This is a genomic window from Vibrio breoganii, from assembly GCF_001677275.1.
In the GTDB taxonomy this organism is placed as follows: domain Bacteria; phylum Pseudomonadota; class Gammaproteobacteria; order Enterobacterales; family Vibrionaceae; genus Vibrio; species Vibrio breoganii.
Window position 1 is genome coordinate 164605 of record NZ_CP016179.1, and the last position, 15970, is coordinate 180574.

A 15970-nucleotide genomic window follows, 5' to 3' on the forward strand; every position below is an offset into this window, starting at 1 on the left:
TTTTTCGTCTGCTTTAAGGGTGGATAGTGCTTGCGAATAAGTGTTTTTGAAGCTCTTGGGGGTAAGCTCTGTCGGCTAGGTAGCGTTCGGGATTGCCTTTGCTAAAGCCTTTTTCGGTGGTGAGCTTATGAGCTAAACGGGGGTTTACACAGAACAGTTGTTTAGCGAGATTGATTCTTGATACGAACAGGTTTTGGTCGTCTACGATCCGAAACGGCTCTAGCGTCACTAGAAGTAACTGAGCCGTTCTGTATTGCGTTCTGTCGTGCCAAATGGCAATGGCTTCACTGTCGCTCTCCGCTTCGATGTGGCTTTGCGGTAAGAGCCTGTAGAGTGGCTTCCAAGTGTTGTTATGCAGTTTCAGTATTGTGTATTTCATCTTGAACATAGCCATACAAAGACCATACATTAGGGTCTACGTTGATAGGGATGATTTCTAGGTTTCTGATGTTAATGTGCGCTCCATGAGTAGTGATACTACCATGACGCACCAAATTCCATAAAATTTGCGCTCCAAAACGTGCGGTCGTGGCGTTCACACCAAGATCTTGACGCTCTAAGCTCTCGGTTGCCGAGCAAGATTTCTTTAATGCGTCAGCGTCACTGGCGTTCTCGTAGTCGTAAAGATCGCAAATCGTGGGCAGTGTGCTTTTTAGACCGAGTTCTCCGAGTACGACTTGTAGACTAGAATCGTCATTACCAAGATCAAGCCATAATGTTTCTTTGTGGTTGTTTTTCATTGCTTGGTACAGTTTGTAGCGAGTGCTAGGGCGATCTAGTGCTGTGACAATAATATCGTATTTCTGATAGTTAGTGTTTGGGGTGAAGTCTCTGGGAACGGCTTTGAAGTCTCGACCGTAGAGATTGTTTGTTTTCCATGTGGTCGCTATCGCTTTATTGAGGCCGATCTGCGTGGGAAAGAATCTTTGTCTTACAAGGTTTGCTTGAGAAACATCACTGCCGTCATACATGGTGACATCGAAACCAAATGAGGGGTCGATAGCTCTAAAGGCGGTGTCCATCTGTGTGATTTCCTCTGCAAAGAAACTACCAGTACCACCACAGCCGATCAGCAGTACATTTAATCGTTTTCCAAGCATTTCAGCAGGTAAGTGGTAGCTCATCATAGTATTTCATCCTTGTTTGTTACTTTGTTTAGCCATTGAGAGAGTGTGCCAATCGGAGTAAGTTCTGAAACTTTAAAACGCTCTTTCTTCTTTGCTTTCGTGGTAATCAAGTCGAAAAATTCAGTATTGCTGACTTGGCTATCACGAAACATACCAGTGTGATTTAGGTGTGTTTTGGTGCTGTTTATGTACGCCTTTGCGATCTCGTCAATATCTTCGGTTTTCGGCAAATTAACGCTCCCTAGACAGATAGAGGTGTTTTGCCAAACGTTCGGGAGTGGCGCAAAGTACAGTCTCGTTGTCGCAGTACAGCGTTTTGCGTGTTGTGTAACGGCTACGCATAGGCTAGTCGTTGATTTGTCGTAGCAAAACACCAGATGATTCCAGTTGATGCTCATGGCGCATTGATTTTTTCCGTGTTTGTAGAAAAATGGCTGATTCTTTTCTGGTGTGTATTGAAAAACGATGTGACTAGGAGAATTGACTAAAACTCTAGGGTCAATAATGTCAGCACTACGAGCGTTGCGAGTTGAGAATTGAGCGAGAAAATCTTCTGTCGGAATTTGTTTGAATCCTGTTACTTCATTACCAAGGCTTTCAAACTCAGTGACGGTGCAAGAGTCGCTTGTACCCTCAATCATGTAAAGTGTGCGTGAATAATCTTCGTTATCATCATCGATCTCGTCTTGGCGAAAGGTGATTCCTGAAAACTGCATCATTAGTTACCTCAATTCTGTTGGCTATAGGGTTAGATTATCAGTGAAAGGTTTTCGCTAAAGAGTGCTTGAATGTCATCTTTAAGTTCGTATTGCGCTCTGTAATCAGCATTGATTCGGTTCGGTACACCGTAGTAACCAATGGCATCAATGATGGAGATCAGGGCTATGTTTTTTGCCACTGATTTTAGGGCATCAAATGTGCAATTAGGGTTGATAATTCTGTGCTGTCCAAGCACCTCGTCATTTTCATAGAAAGACTGTAAGTAGCTATTATTGCTTTCTGAGGTTGCTTCAAATAGAGAGAAAGCGGTCATTGGTGACATAACTGAATTTTGGTCAATGCAGTGTTTAATGTCGATGGATTCATTCTCAATATACGTTGCAAGGGGTGTGCTGAACGTTTTGTTGTGGAATGAGAACAAGAGTTCCTGTGCGATTTCAAAGCTCGGTGTGTTTCTGATTTCGTCTATTTGTTTTTCTTTAGTGTCAGTGCAATAAATATGGTAAATGTCCATATCGACACTCGGAGCTGTACTGGATTTATCTAAGAGAAAATCAAAGGCGTTATCGTGGCGGTGTCCAAACGAGTCAATGTCGGTTTGGATCTCGTCTCTTTGACCGAACAAGTCTCTGTCGTCTAGCAGTGATGTTTTTTCCGCTACTGAGAATAGTGCCTCTTGAAGTGTTATCGTTTCGGGGCAAAGAGGGAGTTTGTGTTCCATGCTGTAGAGATAGTTGGAGGACAGCATTAAGTAGAGTGAATCAGTTTCAGTGATTTCGATGTCCCTGTTACCACCGTTTGTTAAGCTCCACTCAAGATTAAAAGACGCTTCTTCGCTAAATAGTTCATAGTATTTTTTAAACTCGGCTATGGATGCGTGACGCGGAAAGAACGTGTCAAAATTGTCAGAAAGATCCGACCATACTTTTGTGGTTGCTATCTCGTACTGCTCTTTGTAGTAGTTTTCACACATTGTTAGGTAGTGTGCGAGAGCGATATTTAGGCTGTTGCTGTTCGCTTCATTTTGCAGAGTAGATGTGATACTGGGGTTATGCTGAATAGTAAATCTAAGCAGATCACAAAGATGGTCGGCATCAAAATGTGAGAATTTAACTTGTCTTACTTTGGTTTCAATTGGCATTAATTCAGCGCACTGTTGCGCTAGTTCTAATACGTTACTATGTAAATTCATCCAAAAGATTCCCAACAAAAACTGATAGGGTCACTTTATCAGTCAAGGTCGTTTGCTAAATAGCTAGATTGGCACTGTAAAAAGGTCAGTGTCAGCAGTGCGAGAGCATGATTCCAAGCAAGGTTTTCCATCAGTTCTACAGCTAGGCAGGGATGGACAGAAACCGCTTCGTAGCAACCACTATCACCCTCTGCGTAGTAGTCCTCTAGTTGTTGATCGTTGGACGCTTTAACGTCTGCAAAGATACTAAACGTATGGATGCTCTCAGTACCAATTTCACGTTCAATATAGGGTGCTATCGACTCTTTGTTTTTCTTAATAAAGGTGGTTAGGCCGAGTGATTGTGTTTGGGTTACATCAAGATAGGCGCAGACGTAGCCGATTTGTTCAACAAAGTGTTCCCCTGTGCCTTTTTGAATCTCTGCCAGTTCATTTTTCAGTGCAGCTTTCTTGTCGGTGCTGTCGGAAAGAAGTTCCCTTGTCTCGTTTTTGGCTCGCTTAAACGTGATTTGGTCAAAGCTATCAGTAAACGCAAATTGATAGTCTGTATTGCGAATACATACGCAATCATCAAGAAGCGAATTGATGGTCATATCTAGATCAACATTAAGTGGGGTGATCGGTGCGTTGAGGGTGAAGTCGATGTTGTTCAGTAGTGTTATTGTTAGTTCTAGCTGATCAAGATGATTGATTGCAATGAACGGATCTAGTCCATTGTTGATACCAAAATCAAGGTTGGTAAATGAGTGGTTCTCACTCAAATATTGTTGTTGGAATAGTAATAGGTCGTCTACCGAAGCGAAGTCGCTCATTTCAGAGTCAGTGAATCGCTCCCATAGTGAGTTCTTAGCATCACCAAAGGCCATTATGTATTTGTTTTCGAGTGTATCGAGAAGTGCAGTTAATGCGGTTTTTAGTTGTTTTTTTGAATACTTGTTAATCAAGCATTGGAACTCGCTGTTATTTAGAGTCAGACCTAGCTCGATCAGTTGGAAAAGGTCGCTGTTCTGGAAGTCTAGTGCTGAGGGTTCAGTTTCGATGGTGTTCATGTGGTGTGCAGTAAGAGCTTGCGTGGCAAGCTCTATTAGAGATTTAGTGTTCATCTGCGCTCTCGGTTGCGTTGAGTGATGCGAGTTCCAATGCCAGTTTATCGAGGATGTTTTCCGTGTCGGCTTGAATGTCTTGTTTCAAAAAGCAAATGCTAGATTCAGCATGTTTATGTTCTTCAATCTTTGCCGTTTTAATCCATTCTAAGATTTCGTCAGTGTGTGGAATATTTGACATTTGCGCTCCAAATTACGTTGATTGGTTCTGTATAAAATATCACTCGTTATGAGTCGCTAAATAGTCGGCATGGTTGGTCAAAAAAGTCAGTGTTAGGGATGCTAAGGCGTGATTCCACGCAAGGGTATTGATGCACTCAATGATGGTTTCGGGGTCAATGGCTACGGCTTCGTAATCTTCATGCTCTCCGTTGGTAGAGCAGTCCTCTAAAAACTCGTCTTGTACTTCTTTTAGCTCTTTAAATATAGAAAATGAGTGGCTTACATATCCACCAATATCTCTTGTTAAGTATGCGTCAATCGGTGATGTATTCTCCCTAATGAATACACTGAGTTTTAATGGTTCGATGCTCTCTAGTTCGGTAAATGCTTTGGTATAGCCAATGTGTTTTGCGAATAATAGTTTTGGGGAGTGCCAGCAATCCAGTTGATTTTTCGGTTCTTCCGACATTAAATCCTGGAGTGCTGCTTTTTTATCGCTACTCGCGGAAAGTAGGTGTTTTGCGTGTTGATGTGCTTTGTTAAACACTGATCCAGTGCTGTATTCTGTGAACGTATGCTCAAATCCTTTGAACCTCAAAAAGCAACATTCATTAAAAAGCTCGATGATAGCCATTTCTAAATCAACGTTTTTTGGGGTGATGGGGGCATTGATTTCAGCGTCTATGTTTCGGCATGGCGTAATTGTCAGTTCAAGTGAGTCAGAGTCGTTAATTTCGTAGAAGGGGTCGAGGCCGTTATTAATCCCCATTACTGTATTACTGTGATCGGTATTATTGGGAAGGTAGCTCACCTTTAATTCATTCAATTCAGCATCATTCGTTAGTATCTTAGATGCCTTAAAGCGCTCCCATAAGACGCTCTTAGTGTTTTTCAGTGCAGTTTGGTAGTCTGACTCGGCTTTGGCTAGAAAAGCTGTGAGCGCAGTTTTGAACTTCTCTTGAGAGTAGCTTTGAAGTAGAGCGTTAAATTCGAGAGGGCAATACTCCAATCCTGATTTGAACAGGCTGTAAAGGTGGGGGGTTTGAAAGTGATTGGGTGTCGGTTCGGTTGTCTGCCAAGTGTAGGTTTTGGTTTTTAGAGCTTGAGTACCCATTTTGATAAGATCAGATTCAGTTCGCATTGTGTGTTCTCCAAGTCAAAAAAAGCGGTGTTATGAAAACACCGCTATTTTTATCAATCGTTTAGCCGTTGTGTTTGGCCGGAATGAGGGGAACGGTGTAGATAAGCTCGTTCTTGTCATTTAGAACTCCGTCTGCTTCGTGCATCATCGTGTGTCGAATTACAGCGTAGTTCGGTTGCATTTGCAGTAGTGCATACGCATCAGCAAAATTTTGGTTTGGAGCAGGGTCAGCAACTCTTGTCGCTCCGATCACGAACACTCTTGATGGGTTTGAAATTGTCATAGCCATGAAATCTACTCCTAGTTTGAAAATCCGAACATGGATGCTAGTGGATCGGTTTGAGCTTCTTTTTCTTTTGGTGCTTGTGTAGCTTGAGTTGGTGCTTGTGGCGCTGTTGGTGATGGTGGTGTCGCATTGGTAGCGGTCGCGGTCGCTTTGGTAGCGGTAGCGGTTGCTTTCTTCTTGCCCTTAACGCCTTTTAGCGTAGAGACAGATTTGATGTTGTCTGGTGATGATAGGTAATCGGCAATCGCAGATTCAACGTCAGCAGTGTCACTTGCTTCAAATGTGCATGATAGTGGTTGTTGGTTCTCAGGCTGAATGGTGATACCAAAATGCGTATCATTGATTTTATTGAACATAATTTTCACGTTCGAGAACTGCATAAGGGCTTGAAGATTCATAACTGTTATTCCTGTATTTCGTTGCTGTGTATTCACAATATCAGACAAACTGTTTCGCAAAAGGGGGCGCATCGCCCCCCCAATATGGGATGTGTTTAGGCTTGTTCTAGTGTCTTGATAACGTACTCAGGGCAGTAATGAGTCCAATCAAAATCAAAACCCAGAATCGCCTCAATTTGTTCATCTTCTTTCTCTTTAATTAGAGCGTTGTATTCCTTTTCTGAGTGCTTTTCTGTGTAGGCTTTAGCAAAACCGCTTTGCTCAAGAATTTGGACTCTCAGACCTTTACGCATGGTTTTAAGGTTGCTTGCTGTAGGTTTCCAGTTCGCTTGTACTTGCTCCATACAATCAACGTGCTTGCCAATGCTGAGTGCGTTATCTAATGCTTGGAAGTTGTTATTTGTAGGGATCTCTTTGGTGATGCTACCGATCTCTTGGTGGATAAGTTTCGAGATTTCTTCAACGTCTTTAGTCAGCATGGCGCTCACCATTGCATTGAGTGTGCTGTCGCTCATCGGTGCGTGAAGATTACGCAGAGCAACAAGATTCATTGCTAGGTAATACTGCGGAGTGTTGAGCAGGACTTCTGATGTTTGAGTTCTGATGTAGTTTTTTGCATCGTTGATTGTGCCAGTGGTCATTAGGTTTTTCGTTGGTACTTCAACTTCAACTTCAACTTCAACCACTTCTGCATTTTCAGTTGCGGTTTCGTCAGTAGATTGAGGTTCAACTTTCGCAACCACTTTCACTGTTTTTCGTTTCTTTGGTGCTGTTGGAGTGCTGATAGAGTCTGTGATTTGTGCAGACGCATTATCTGAGGTGTCTTTTTCGTTAGCGCATTTAGGATTGATGCACTTATCTTCTAATACCTCGCCTTTGTTTTCGCCTTTGTTGGCAAGAATGGCAACGTAAGAACTACAGCTTAGGCATTGATCAACAAACTTCTTTTCTCCAACAATTTCTTTTGATGTTTCAGTGAATTTCCCCTCTACATGGGATAAAAAAATCACCTGACCATAGTCTTTTTGTAGTGTGAGCATTTGTTGGTTAAGGTGAGATTCTTCTTTCTCTTGAAAACAGGCAGGATTGCGACATTTGCCACCCTCAAAGTCGTCAAACAGTGAGGTTTGAAAAGAGGAATTGCTATTGCAGTTTTGACAGTTCGCAGTGTTGAAAATAGCAGTTTCAAGATCACGCTCTACGATGGTAGTGATGTTCTTGCGAAGTGCGCTCACTGACCATTTTTCAGAGATTAGCACAGGGAGAACAGAGTCTTGGTTGCTCTCAGGTAGCGTAGACAGTTCATTGGCGTGACCCATAGAAAGGATAAAGCCGTTTTCCTGTTTTACGTTCAGTTGGTCTAGGACGCTTGGGGAGCAAAGTAGCAATTGTAGGTACTGTTTTAGTTTTTTCACGCTCCAACCGAGCGTAGCTGACACTGCTTGTAAGTCACCGTTAAATTCTGCGATCAAATCTTGAGCGGCTTTTGCTTCATCAATCGGGCTTAACTGCTCTCGGTCGATGTTTTCACTCGCCATTAGGAATTTTGCGTCAACATCACTCAGTACACGAACAACACATAGAACAGTCTTTAAGCCTAGTTCTAGTGCGATTTGTCTGCGACCGTAACCTGCTACTAGCTCATGTGAGCCGTCAGCCATGACACGAACTTGCAATGGTGTGTGCATACCGTTTGCTTTGATAGAGTTCTTGGTTTGCTCATAAGACTTAGGATCTCGTTGTGAGCGTTGGTTGCGCCAAGGGGTATCTAAAAGCTCTTTTGGGTCAAGGTAGCGAAACTCGCCTTTATCAAATTTAGGTGTAGTAGCGTCTACTGTATTGGTAGCTACTTCATTTGCTGTTGCTTGCTCGATCATGCTGTCTCTCCTGCGGTGCGATAATGTGTCGCTTCAAATTTCATACACTCATTAAAGCATCACCTTTCATTCGCAAAATACCCAAAACAGAAGAAATATTGAGTTATTACTTTTCGCAGAAAACGGAATAAAAGCAGTGGGTTAGGGGTATAGGAACTCGTAAATAGCGAGAAGAAAAACCAACGCTGTGGGGTTATCTATCGGGGGTTTACGAAAAGGAATAGCAATGAGAGTTTTCGGTCATAACGAAATGTAATGCCAAATACCGATGGGAGTCCCCCCAAAGAAAGGCCGGTTAGTTTTAGGGGATGCCGACAAAATACCTCAGTAGCGTTTAGGGGTAATCGAAAAGAAATCCTCGTCAGTCATGCGGTGCTTGACCCGATGGGCGTTGCTGTTACATTTAACTTATCATTATTAAGGTGAATATATGTTTGATAGCTACTTTAAGGGATTGCCCGATAAGAAATTAGAGTCGTACCAGAGTTGGTTAGCGGTGTGGCCTTTAAGAATAAATATCGCGATGTTCGCTATTGTTTCTATCGTTTTTGGTGTGCTGCACGACTACCTTGATTCGATTTTCACGCTTGCTGTTGCTCTGCTCGGAGTTCAATTCATTACAACGGTGGTGCTACAGCATTTTGCTGCGATAGCGGTAACTGAGGTTCACAGGCGACAACACGAGGCAATGAAGATGGATTTGGCGCAATCTTGGGTGAATTTGCGAGGTGTCTCGAAGGAAGAGTAGCTAAGTTACGTTAATGCTCGATAGTGGCAATTTAGCTTGATATTGTTTCTCTCGTTGGTAGGGCATTAGATTATTTATTAATCCTTGTACCGTCCAGTGCTTAATGGCCTACCAACATCACCATGCCTTGTGCTCGGTGCCTTTATAATGGGAATTGCATTGCTTTATGGCGATGCTTTTTTCCAAAAAATTAAAACGTAAATGCTGTTTTTAATATTACTTTTTTCAGCGTTTATGGCGGGCAGCCATGTGGGGATAGAGCTGTCCGAGAGCGGGAGATTCGTAAAGAATCTCCCGTTTTTTTTGTCTAAGTGTTGGTGTTTTGCGAGATGTCTCGCAGCGATATTTGATGTGGTGGAAATGAAACGAAATTCCCTTTACTGTTTGTTCATCAACGCAAGTTCGGTGTCCTCTTAATCCGAATCCTTCTAACTGTGTTGGTATTTTGAAGATGTGGTAGTGATGTCGAAAGTTCTACCACTGAAATTGACATAAACATTATTAATTAATAACCGGGTTGATTTGTCGATGTCATAGAAAGGGCTTGATGTGGCTATGCTGCATCAGGCCTTTTTGCTTCCTGCAGTTATGGCCATCGTTTGGCTATCGCCAGGCACTTCTTACAGGTGACATCGTTGCTATCGACAGTGCTAATGCCGCCAGCTGAGATTTGGATGCTGTCGGCGTACAACTAAGATCGAAACTCTGACAATAATGTTTGCAGCTTTCACATTAAAGATTGAAACTTTTTTGATGGCTTTGAAGAAAATCAGATAAAGCCAGTTCAGGGGGGTGCTCCCTTCACCATATGCTTTTACAGTGTCTTCAAATTTAGCTCATGCTATAAATCCGATTCCTGCCATAACTATTTTTCCCTTACTTAACCAGTTGATATTCTTTCACAAGGCTATCCAATGGGATTCTAAGACCATCGTGTAGCTTGCGAATCATTGAGATAGATAAACGTCTTTGACGGTTCAGAATCTCCGTAACACGGCTACGCTGACCAAGGAAAGGTACAAGGTCTTTATCCTCTAAGCCTTGCTGATCCATACGGAACTTGATTGCTTCGATTGGATCAGGTGGTGCAATTGGATAATTAGCTTCTTCAAACGCCTCAATTAGAGTGGCAAGCACTTCTAGCTCATCACCCTCTGGTGTGTTTGGTTCAGCATCCCAAAGCTGCTCGATACGCGCTAAAGCAGCGCGGTTATCATCTGCTGTTTTGATTGGTTTAACTTGCATATCTGCCTCTTTTAAACGGTTTTTGCATCAACTTTGTCATAGTCTGCATGTGTGCCAATAAAGCGAATATATACCATCGAAAGTTTGTAATTGATCGCGGTGATCAGTCGATATTTGTTACCATGAATGTTGAACACAACGCGATTATTGCCAACGAAAGACGCATTTCGGTACAGTGCCTTTATGTCTTGGGGCGTTTGCCAATTTGCGTGCTTGGCTTCGTCGTACCACGCCATTAGCGGCTGTTCAGAATCAGCGTAATTAGCCTGTTCCCAAAACTCTCGTAAAGTTGCTCTTGATAAAATTCGCATGCATCCCCTTTGTTATATTTCCCATTATGGGAAATGAACAATAAACAGTCAAGTATTGGTTTCCCAAAAAGGGAAATGAACTATAAATCAGCACCCTAAAAGGCCATATCAGCGATTGCTAACATGTCCACAGTGTTTGCCAATACCTCGAAGCCTAAAGTGAATCTAACAAGCGAGTGAGCTTGGTTTTGGTGTATTCCTCAATCTTACCTGATGCAATAGGCGCAAAAACTGATACGGCCTGTATCTCACCAATCTGAGTCTCAAATGGTGTTCCGCCTTCTCCATCAATAATGTGTTCAACGGTTTTAATGTGGTGAGCGGTACGCTTAGTGCCGATCACGGTTTTGCCAAATCCATTCGTAAGATATTCAAGTAGCGGGCTTCCCTTTGCTAAGTGGATATTCCCAAAATCATCAATCTGGCTAAGAAACACATCCGTAGACAGGCGCGCACCGGCTTGGATAGCAAGTTCTGGTGTGAGGTGAGGGTTTTGGCGATTGACTATGATTGGTTGCTTGAAGGGTATATCGCCAACGGAAAATTTGAGTCTGTCTTCAATAGCTGTAGTTGGGCCCAGGTCGAGCGCGTCCCAGCTCGCAGTTAATGTTGGTTGAGTAAAAACAGTACGGCCAGCGTCACGTATGAGAGCGGAGTCAGATTCAGCGTTATTACGAATGCACTGTTCGTCACCGAAAATCAAAGTAAATGGGAGTGATTGTCTATTTATAATGTGCTTTGCAAGTTCGATTGTTGGTGTAAGGATAACTTTGCTACTGCTGGTGGTCGCATAAAACCTAGCAAGATATGCTGCATTAAGCGCGTGTGCGGCTTGTGCTATCATTTTTCCAAGGGGCATATCTAAGTCGTTGCGAATAAAGATTTTGATGCTCATGCAGTGCAGAGTTCCTTGCTTAACTTGTTAGTGCTGGGGACTGTATGTGGTGATGATATCATTTTTAAAATCAAAAATGGTTGCGAGGCCAGAAAACAAAAACGCACTACCAATCCCTAAAGGAAAGTGAGTGCGTTTGTTCATTACCAGGTTTGCATGACCTGAGTTTCCGCTTGAAGCATCTCGGTTACGTACTTGAGTGCCTTATGAGCCTTCAATCCCTCATCTCTAGTCGATATGAGTGGGATTCGTAACGGTTTGCCAAATCGGGTAGACACGAGCTTGTGAAGTACCGCTCTATCTTCGTTTGTTTCGTTTAGCATGATAGTGGCGGTCTCTGTTAGCTTGTTCCTGATGATTTTCATTTGTTCATCAGCGAGAGTGCCAATTGGCGCTAGTGTCTTACTGTGTGCTTTGACATTTGCTCGGCACGTTGTGCAGACCCAGCCCATCACACCACTTTTATTTTGCACAAGTAGTGCAGAAACAGTGGTCTTGCAGCCACAGCAATGGATAGGAGACTGATCTCCAGTTTTAAAAGGTTTCATGTTTATTCCTTAAACTATCTTACGATCCAACTTGGTTACCCAAGTGAGTAGGCGAAGGAGAACCTTCGTTTGCGTAGTCAGTAGTTCAAGAGGCGCTTGGTTTGACTGCATCTGCGAACACAAAAAGAATGAAAGTGATATACAACCTATTGCTTTTGCGCTGGTGGTTCGGGCTTATTTTTTGCGAGATATCCCGAAAGAATCGTCACTCAGAATTGGCTAGCAGGTCTGACATGTTAGTTTGGCTGCGTTGTTTGGTGGCGCGAGTTGTTAACTTTCTCTGTCTGCTGATGACCTTCTGTTTGTGTATATAAAATGCAGTCCTGGCTTTGTACGGGGCTGCATTTTTCTTTTCTGGATGTTGTAGTTGTGATTATTTCAAGTGTTTGCCGAGAGAATAGGGCTCCGGTAGTTTTTACTAATGCGATTGGTCGATCTGAATGGTCGGGATTGTACGAGTACCAGTTCACGAGTTTGATTCTATCTGAGCTGAATGACTTTATCCGCTTTGAGGCTCACAGAAGGGGTTACAACGAGTCTCGTACTCAGCGTCATACAGAGAATCCTTTCCACTCTTCATTTCTAGATGGTCGGCCTAAGCAATATTGGAATAAGCATTATCAGATTGGGCTAGCGGTGGCTTTGGTGAGTAATTAATTCAGCGGTTTCGCTTTTCCCTCAAGTACATCGGTGCAAGCGCCAAACCATTTACTGCTGAAATCAATCGCTGTTTGCTCCTGTGTCTTGATTGTTGGCTGAATTTGGTATGAATACGCGTCTTTGATGATCGTTGCTGGAGCGTCTTCCAAGTCAGTGATTTTTAATACTCTGAACACTTTTGCCATCGTGTTTCCATGTTGGCGTGCAAGCATGACTTCATGAGCAAAACCGCCGTAACCAGTGCAAAACTGCATTTGTTTTTCTGGCGTTGCGCCTTCAGCCGTTGCTTCACCTGCTGATACTGCCGGTTCTTCTGGTGCTGTTGGTTTTACTAGCGTCGCATTGCAACAGAGGTAAAGCCCAGTAAGCCAACTAAAACTAGTTTCTTCATTCGAATTATTCTTGATTATTGTAGTTGGGATGAATGTAACAGATTGATCTGGCATGGAAAGGCCGGTAATTTTTAATTGCATTTTTCATCATTGGATTGGCATCAGATTTGCGTTACTGTTCCAGTATTGTAGGTAGTGCTTAGATGTCAGGGTCTCGTGATGGATGATTGGAAAAATTCCCCTCTTAGAACTGTTGCTCTCAAGGATGAAATACCGGTTAGGGATTTGACTGAGCAAGCCATAGCAGGGCGCCTCGCCCAAAGTGATTTATCCGTAAATAGAAAGGCCACAAAGCATGCCAAGGCAGTTTTTAATATGCTGCGCCCTGGCGTGATATTGACCGATAGTACAATTAAGAAGATGTATAAGGATCTTGACCTTTTCCTTCTACATACGGGACTGAAGAAGCTGAGCGTTTGTGTTCGTGGATGCGCGCAATGCTGTACTGTTGCAGTAGATGTCAGCTACTTGGAGGCTATGTATATTGCTGATTCGACAGGTGTTGAACTTCGTTTAGATAAGACTGTATCAAAAACCGGTGGTTGCCCGTTCCTTGTTGATAATTGTTGTTCAATCTATGAGTATCGCCCAATCGCTTGCCGAATGTTTCACACAATTGATCATCCGAAATATTGCTATCTCGATGAGTCTCATCACTATTTTTCTGTGAATTCTCACCCGCAGGTAGGTGAGTTCCAATACAGTCTATCAACCATTGAGGCTGAAGGTTATATCAAGGGCAACTTTGATATTCGACAATGGTTCTCAACTCATTGAAAGTAAATGCATGTAATTTTTAATTGCATGCGCTCTGGCCTTTTTTGCAAGCATCGATGCACTTGTTCTCATTACTGTATGAAGAGAACTGGCTATCACATTCCCTTTTGCAGTAAGTGAAGCCTGTCGAACAATTGCCATTACCACCAGCAGATTCGCTGATTTGCATCATTAGCATTCGATTAAGGGATTTTACTTGATTCACGAGCTCTTGTTGATTCATCGCCAGGCATTCACCTCCAGCACGTTTGAAACCTGCATCGCATTGCCAACTCGACCCGAAAGCAAAATGAGCATTCTCTGGAAGATGTACCTTAATGCATGAGTTGCTTTGTTTTTGGTAGCCTTTGTCGCAGGTCCATACACTAGTGCCTCCAATGAAGCGGGCGTTCTTGGGTAGCTTTACCTTGTCGCACTTGTTTCCATTCTTTTGATAACCGGTATTGCATCGCCAGCCACCCATAAGGGATAAAGTTGCGTTTTCTGGGATGATTATCTTTAAGCATTGGTTGTTCTTAACTTGGTAACCAACGTCGCATCTGCAGCGTTGGCCAAGGTAGTCGGGACTGGCGTTAGCGGGGCATGTGATAGATGCAAAGGCTGGCAAAGAAAGGAATGTTAGGGGAAAGAAAATTAAGATCGGTAGTAATCGAAGCATTTGTCTTCCTTTGACGTCGAATGTCCTGATTAAATTGTAGTTAACTTTGGTGTCTTGGCGTTGTTTGGTGTGCTAGAAACAAAAAAACGCCAGCTCTACTGAGTTGGCGTTTGTTTTTTATCGCTTAATTAAGGCCATTACTAGATGGCTTGCAATGAATGCCGCCATCATGCCTAGACCTATGAATGATAGGTATGTGTCTGCTGCAGTTTGCAGAGACAGGATTAGATCTTGCGCTGGGTTTTGCATAATTTCTTCCTTAAATATTCGGTTAAGAATTAGATGGGATACCTACAACTAGGCTGCCAAGTTCAGAATTGAACTCCCGAGGCATTCTCGCTGTGAACAGCAATTACCGGTTATATGTCAGTGGATATGAAACTGATGTTGTGAGGGTGTTTTTTGCTGGGTGAACTCTAGTGCTGGTGGCTTACGATCAACTTCGAGGGAATTAAAAATAGACACTTGCATTTTGTTATCGCGAAATTGATAATCGAAATACGACCAAAAGCAACGACCTCCCTTTTTTATGACCGTCCATCTGATATACAGCCAAGCAACTGGCCAACTAAGATCTGTAAAGGCAATGTCCAGCATTAAGGGTCCTGATGGGCGAAAGAAAAGAGAAAGGTACTTCCTTATTTCAGAAATGACTAAAGAAGAGGCAATGAGGCGCGCCAAGGCACAGTCAGACATGTGGGACCAGGAGTTGGAACCGAGACGACGGAAGACACGCCTAGCTGGCGGGCTTAAAACCAACAACATCTGCGCTTTTGCATCGAATTTTTACTTGCGGTTGATGCGGAAGAACATTCAGCTCGTAAATGGCGGTTCAGAAGTTAGGTTCTACCCGCTCTTTGAGGTGCGCCGAGTTAACTCAGAAACGAAAAAAATTCAAAGTAAAACTTTTGCCATCTCGAAACTCGGACTGGATCATGCCTTCAACTCCGCTCTTGAGCTCTACCGCGACTGGCACAACCTAAGTAGTCAAGAAGTGAGTGAGTTAAGATCGCGCAAGTGGGGTCATGGGGAGTCTATTTGGCGCATTATAAAGTCATCTGAAGATAAAGGCTGGTCATTATCAAGTAAGCACAAGAAATCAATTTCAGAGAGAATTCTAGCGCATACAATGCAGTAAGATCTCTGAGGGTTTGATGCGATAGTGGCGCTCCAAAAAGGTCTACTGACTCGGAAATCAGAGTTTGCTATTTCGCCTATTGAGTACGTGATCGCCTTGAATAGGTGTATTTAGTGGCCGAAAGGTCGTTACGTGAATAGCGAAGTATGGAGATATAGCAATTATGAGTTCTTACAAGATAGTTTGGGAAGTTGAATTGGAAGCTGATAGTCCGGAGCAAGCGGCAAAATTGGCGCGTGAGATGCAATTGGATAAAGAGAGTGAGGCGCTCCATTTTAACGTAACTGATGAGGTTACGGGTGACGAAATTGAAGTGTCACTTGATGAAGTAAATTTGGCAGAATCATTCGCGGCGTTTCGCGCTATGTTTGGTGGTGCTGGTCCTTTAACTCGACAGGTGCAGCAAATCATGGATGAAATGCAGTCAATAAACGCCCAATCAACGAACCATTAAAAAACAAAACCTCAAATGAAGAGCATCTGCCTTTGTTTGAGGTTTTTCTCTTAGTCGTCAAAATCATCATCGCTATCGTCAAAACTAACACTATTTTTGGGTCGCACAATGGTGTCAGTCTCTATCGGTCGTGAGTGG

The 15970-nt window shown here is 43.0% G+C and carries 21 protein-coding genes; 4 read left to right on the forward strand and 17 right to left on the reverse strand.

The window, feature by feature from the left end; all coding sequences use genetic code 11:
- Positions 1-13: 13 nt before the first annotated feature.
- From A6E01_RS19780 to A6E01_RS19825, 10 genes are all read right to left on the reverse strand, one after another.
- Positions 14-379, reverse strand: coding sequence for a hypothetical protein (locus A6E01_RS19780; RefSeq protein ID WP_102484650.1), 366 nt, complete (start codon positions 377-379; stop codon positions 14-16).
- The gene (locus A6E01_RS19785) at positions 351-1127 is read right to left on the reverse strand and encodes a PRTRC system ThiF family protein (RefSeq protein WP_065211218.1); all 777 of its coding nucleotides are present in this window, start codon (positions 1125-1127) and stop codon (positions 351-353) included. Before A6E01_RS19785 ends, A6E01_RS19780 begins: the two co-directional genes overlap by 29 nt.
- Positions 1124-1846 carry a hypothetical protein gene (locus tag A6E01_RS19790; protein WP_065211219.1) on the reverse strand — a complete coding sequence of 241 codons (723 nt, stop codon included), beginning with the start codon at positions 1844-1846 and terminating at the stop codon, positions 1124-1126. The genes A6E01_RS19785 and A6E01_RS19790 overlap by 4 nt, the downstream gene beginning before the upstream one ends.
- A 29-nt stretch (positions 1847-1875) precedes the next feature.
- Entirely contained in the window at positions 1876-3039 is a 1164-nt protein-coding gene (locus A6E01_RS19795; protein ID WP_065211220.1) for a hypothetical protein, read from the reverse strand.
- Positions 3040-3077: 38 nt separating this feature from the next.
- Positions 3078-4142 (reverse strand): hypothetical protein, encoded by a 1065-nt coding sequence (locus tag A6E01_RS19800; protein ID WP_065211221.1) that lies wholly within the window; start codon positions 4140-4142, stop codon positions 3078-3080.
- On the reverse strand, positions 4132-4323 hold the full coding sequence (locus tag A6E01_RS19805) for a hypothetical protein (protein WP_065211222.1): 192 nt from the start codon (positions 4321-4323) through the stop codon (positions 4132-4134). Before A6E01_RS19805 ends, A6E01_RS19800 begins: the two co-directional genes overlap by 11 nt.
- Positions 4324-4362: 39 nt before the next feature.
- The gene (locus A6E01_RS19810; protein WP_065211223.1) at positions 4363-5445 is read right to left on the reverse strand and encodes a hypothetical protein; all 1083 of its coding nucleotides are present in this window, start codon (positions 5443-5445) and stop codon (positions 4363-4365) included.
- A 61-nt stretch (positions 5446-5506) separates the two neighbouring features.
- The gene (locus A6E01_RS19815) at positions 5507-5734 is read right to left on the reverse strand and encodes a hypothetical protein (RefSeq protein WP_065211224.1); all 228 of its coding nucleotides are present in this window, start codon (positions 5732-5734) and stop codon (positions 5507-5509) included.
- An 11-nt stretch (positions 5735-5745) separates the two neighbouring features.
- Positions 5746-6129 (reverse strand): hypothetical protein, encoded by a 384-nt coding sequence (locus A6E01_RS19820; protein ID WP_065211225.1) that lies wholly within the window; start codon positions 6127-6129, stop codon positions 5746-5748.
- Between the two features lie 95 nt (positions 6130-6224).
- Positions 6225-8006, reverse strand: coding sequence for a ParB/RepB/Spo0J family partition protein (locus A6E01_RS19825; protein ID WP_065211226.1), 1782 nt, complete (start codon positions 8004-8006; stop codon positions 6225-6227).
- A 430-nt stretch (positions 8007-8436) separates the two neighbouring features.
- Here A6E01_RS19825 and A6E01_RS19830 point away from each other — a divergent pair, with 430 nt between their 5' ends.
- Positions 8437-8754: a hypothetical protein gene (locus A6E01_RS19830; RefSeq protein WP_065211227.1), complete on the forward strand. Its 318-nt coding sequence runs from the start codon at positions 8437-8439 to the stop codon at positions 8752-8754.
- 876 nt (positions 8755-9630) lie between these two features.
- Here the strand turns inward: A6E01_RS19830 and A6E01_RS19835 are convergent.
- From A6E01_RS19835 to A6E01_RS19855, 5 genes are all read right to left on the reverse strand, one after another.
- A complete protein-coding gene (locus A6E01_RS19835) occupies positions 9631-9999 on the reverse strand; it encodes a helix-turn-helix domain-containing protein (protein WP_065211228.1) in 369 nt (122 codons plus the stop codon).
- Positions 10000-10010: 11 nt separating this feature from the next.
- On the reverse strand, positions 10011-10310 hold the full coding sequence (locus A6E01_RS19840; protein WP_065211229.1) for a type II toxin-antitoxin system HigB family toxin: 300 nt from the start codon (positions 10308-10310) through the stop codon (positions 10011-10013).
- Between the two features lie 154 nt (positions 10311-10464).
- The gene (locus A6E01_RS19845; RefSeq protein ID WP_065211230.1) at positions 10465-11205 is read right to left on the reverse strand and encodes a peptidyl-tRNA hydrolase; all 741 of its coding nucleotides are present in this window, start codon (positions 11203-11205) and stop codon (positions 10465-10467) included.
- A gap of 143 nt (positions 11206-11348) precedes the next feature.
- Positions 11349-11753, reverse strand: a complete 405-nt coding sequence (locus A6E01_RS19850) for a zinc-finger-containing protein (protein WP_065211231.1) — start codon at positions 11751-11753, stop codon at positions 11349-11351.
- A gap of 653 nt (positions 11754-12406) precedes the next feature.
- Positions 12407-12886 carry a hypothetical protein gene (locus A6E01_RS19855; protein WP_065211232.1) on the reverse strand — a complete coding sequence of 160 codons (480 nt, stop codon included), beginning with the start codon at positions 12884-12886 and terminating at the stop codon, positions 12407-12409.
- A 78-nt stretch (positions 12887-12964) separates the two neighbouring features.
- On the opposite strand from A6E01_RS19855, the gene A6E01_RS19860 reads away from it, so the two are divergent.
- The gene (locus tag A6E01_RS19860; protein WP_065211233.1) at positions 12965-13582 is read left to right on the forward strand and encodes a YkgJ family cysteine cluster protein; all 618 of its coding nucleotides are present in this window, start codon (positions 12965-12967) and stop codon (positions 13580-13582) included.
- A 19-nt stretch (positions 13583-13601) separates the two neighbouring features.
- Here the strand turns inward: A6E01_RS19860 and A6E01_RS19865 are convergent, their stop codons facing one another.
- Together A6E01_RS19865 and A6E01_RS21655 are read right to left on the reverse strand one after the other, a co-directional pair.
- On the reverse strand, positions 13602-14240 hold the full coding sequence (locus tag A6E01_RS19865; protein WP_065211234.1) for a hypothetical protein: 639 nt from the start codon (positions 14238-14240) through the stop codon (positions 13602-13604).
- A gap of 117 nt (positions 14241-14357) precedes the next feature.
- On the reverse strand, positions 14358-14489 hold the full coding sequence (locus tag A6E01_RS21655) for a hypothetical protein (RefSeq protein ID WP_257744633.1): 132 nt from the start codon (positions 14487-14489) through the stop codon (positions 14358-14360).
- Between the two features lie 337 nt (positions 14490-14826).
- On the opposite strand from A6E01_RS21655, the gene A6E01_RS19870 reads away from it, so the two are divergent.
- Complete coding sequence (locus tag A6E01_RS19870; RefSeq protein WP_102484648.1) at positions 14827-15378, forward strand: hypothetical protein; 552 nt, start codon at positions 14827-14829, stop codon at positions 15376-15378.
- A 163-nt stretch (positions 15379-15541) separates the two neighbouring features.
- The gene (locus A6E01_RS19875) at positions 15542-15832 is read left to right on the forward strand and encodes a hypothetical protein (protein ID WP_065211236.1); all 291 of its coding nucleotides are present in this window, start codon (positions 15542-15544) and stop codon (positions 15830-15832) included.
- The last annotated feature ends 138 nt before the right edge of the window (positions 15833-15970 follow it).

What these genes read in the sequence shown, in the direction of transcription:
- A6E01_RS19870 (WP_102484648.1), top strand. Translation starts at nt 14,827, where the DNA reads ATGTCCAGCATTAAGGGTCCTGATGGGCGAAAGAAAAGAGAAAGGTAC.
- A6E01_RS19795 (WP_065211220.1), bottom strand. Translation starts at nt 3,039, where the DNA reads ATGAATTTACATAGTAACGTATTAGAACTAGCGCAACAGTGCGCTGAA.
- A6E01_RS21655 (WP_257744633.1), bottom strand. Translation starts at nt 14,489, where the DNA reads ATGCAAAACCCAGCGCAAGATCTAATCCTGTCTCTGCAAACTGCAGCA.
- A6E01_RS19815 (WP_065211224.1), bottom strand. Translation starts at nt 5,734, where the DNA reads ATGGCTATGACAATTTCAAACCCATCAAGAGTGTTCGTGATCGGAGCG.
- A6E01_RS19860 (WP_065211233.1), top strand. Translation starts at nt 12,965, where the DNA reads ATGGATGATTGGAAAAATTCCCCTCTTAGAACTGTTGCTCTCAAGGAT.
- A6E01_RS19800 (WP_065211221.1), bottom strand. Translation starts at nt 4,142, where the DNA reads ATGAACACTAAATCTCTAATAGAGCTTGCCACGCAAGCTCTTACTGCA.
- A6E01_RS19840 (WP_065211229.1), bottom strand. Translation starts at nt 10,310, where the DNA reads ATGCGAATTTTATCAAGAGCAACTTTACGAGAGTTTTGGGAACAGGCT.
- A6E01_RS19865 (WP_065211234.1), bottom strand. Translation starts at nt 14,240, where the DNA reads ATGCTTCGATTACTACCGATCTTAATTTTCTTTCCCCTAACATTCCTT.
- A6E01_RS19820 (WP_065211225.1), bottom strand. Translation starts at nt 6,129, where the DNA reads ATGAATCTTCAAGCCCTTATGCAGTTCTCGAACGTGAAAATTATGTTC.
- A6E01_RS19810 (WP_065211223.1), bottom strand. Translation starts at nt 5,445, where the DNA reads ATGCGAACTGAATCTGATCTTATCAAAATGGGTACTCAAGCTCTAAAA.
- A6E01_RS19825 (WP_065211226.1), bottom strand. Translation starts at nt 8,006, where the DNA reads ATGATCGAGCAAGCAACAGCAAATGAAGTAGCTACCAATACAGTAGAC.
- A6E01_RS19835 (WP_065211228.1), bottom strand. Translation starts at nt 9,999, where the DNA reads ATGCAAGTTAAACCAATCAAAACAGCAGATGATAACCGCGCTGCTTTA.
- A6E01_RS19875 (WP_065211236.1), top strand. Translation starts at nt 15,542, where the DNA reads ATGAGTTCTTACAAGATAGTTTGGGAAGTTGAATTGGAAGCTGATAGT.
- A6E01_RS19830 (WP_065211227.1), top strand. Translation starts at nt 8,437, where the DNA reads ATGTTTGATAGCTACTTTAAGGGATTGCCCGATAAGAAATTAGAGTCG.
- A6E01_RS19785 (WP_065211218.1), bottom strand. Translation starts at nt 1,127, where the DNA reads ATGATGAGCTACCACTTACCTGCTGAAATGCTTGGAAAACGATTAAAT.
- A6E01_RS19780 (WP_102484650.1), bottom strand. Translation starts at nt 379, where the DNA reads ATGAAATACACAATACTGAAACTGCATAACAACACTTGGAAGCCACTC.
- A6E01_RS19790 (WP_065211219.1), bottom strand. Translation starts at nt 1,846, where the DNA reads ATGATGCAGTTTTCAGGAATCACCTTTCGCCAAGACGAGATCGATGAT.
- A6E01_RS19845 (WP_065211230.1), bottom strand. Translation starts at nt 11,205, where the DNA reads ATGAGCATCAAAATCTTTATTCGCAACGACTTAGATATGCCCCTTGGA.
- A6E01_RS19850 (WP_065211231.1), bottom strand. Translation starts at nt 11,753, where the DNA reads ATGAAACCTTTTAAAACTGGAGATCAGTCTCCTATCCATTGCTGTGGC.
- A6E01_RS19805 (WP_065211222.1), bottom strand. Translation starts at nt 4,323, where the DNA reads ATGTCAAATATTCCACACACTGACGAAATCTTAGAATGGATTAAAACG.
- A6E01_RS19855 (WP_065211232.1), bottom strand. Translation starts at nt 12,886, where the DNA reads ATGCAATTAAAAATTACCGGCCTTTCCATGCCAGATCAATCTGTTACA.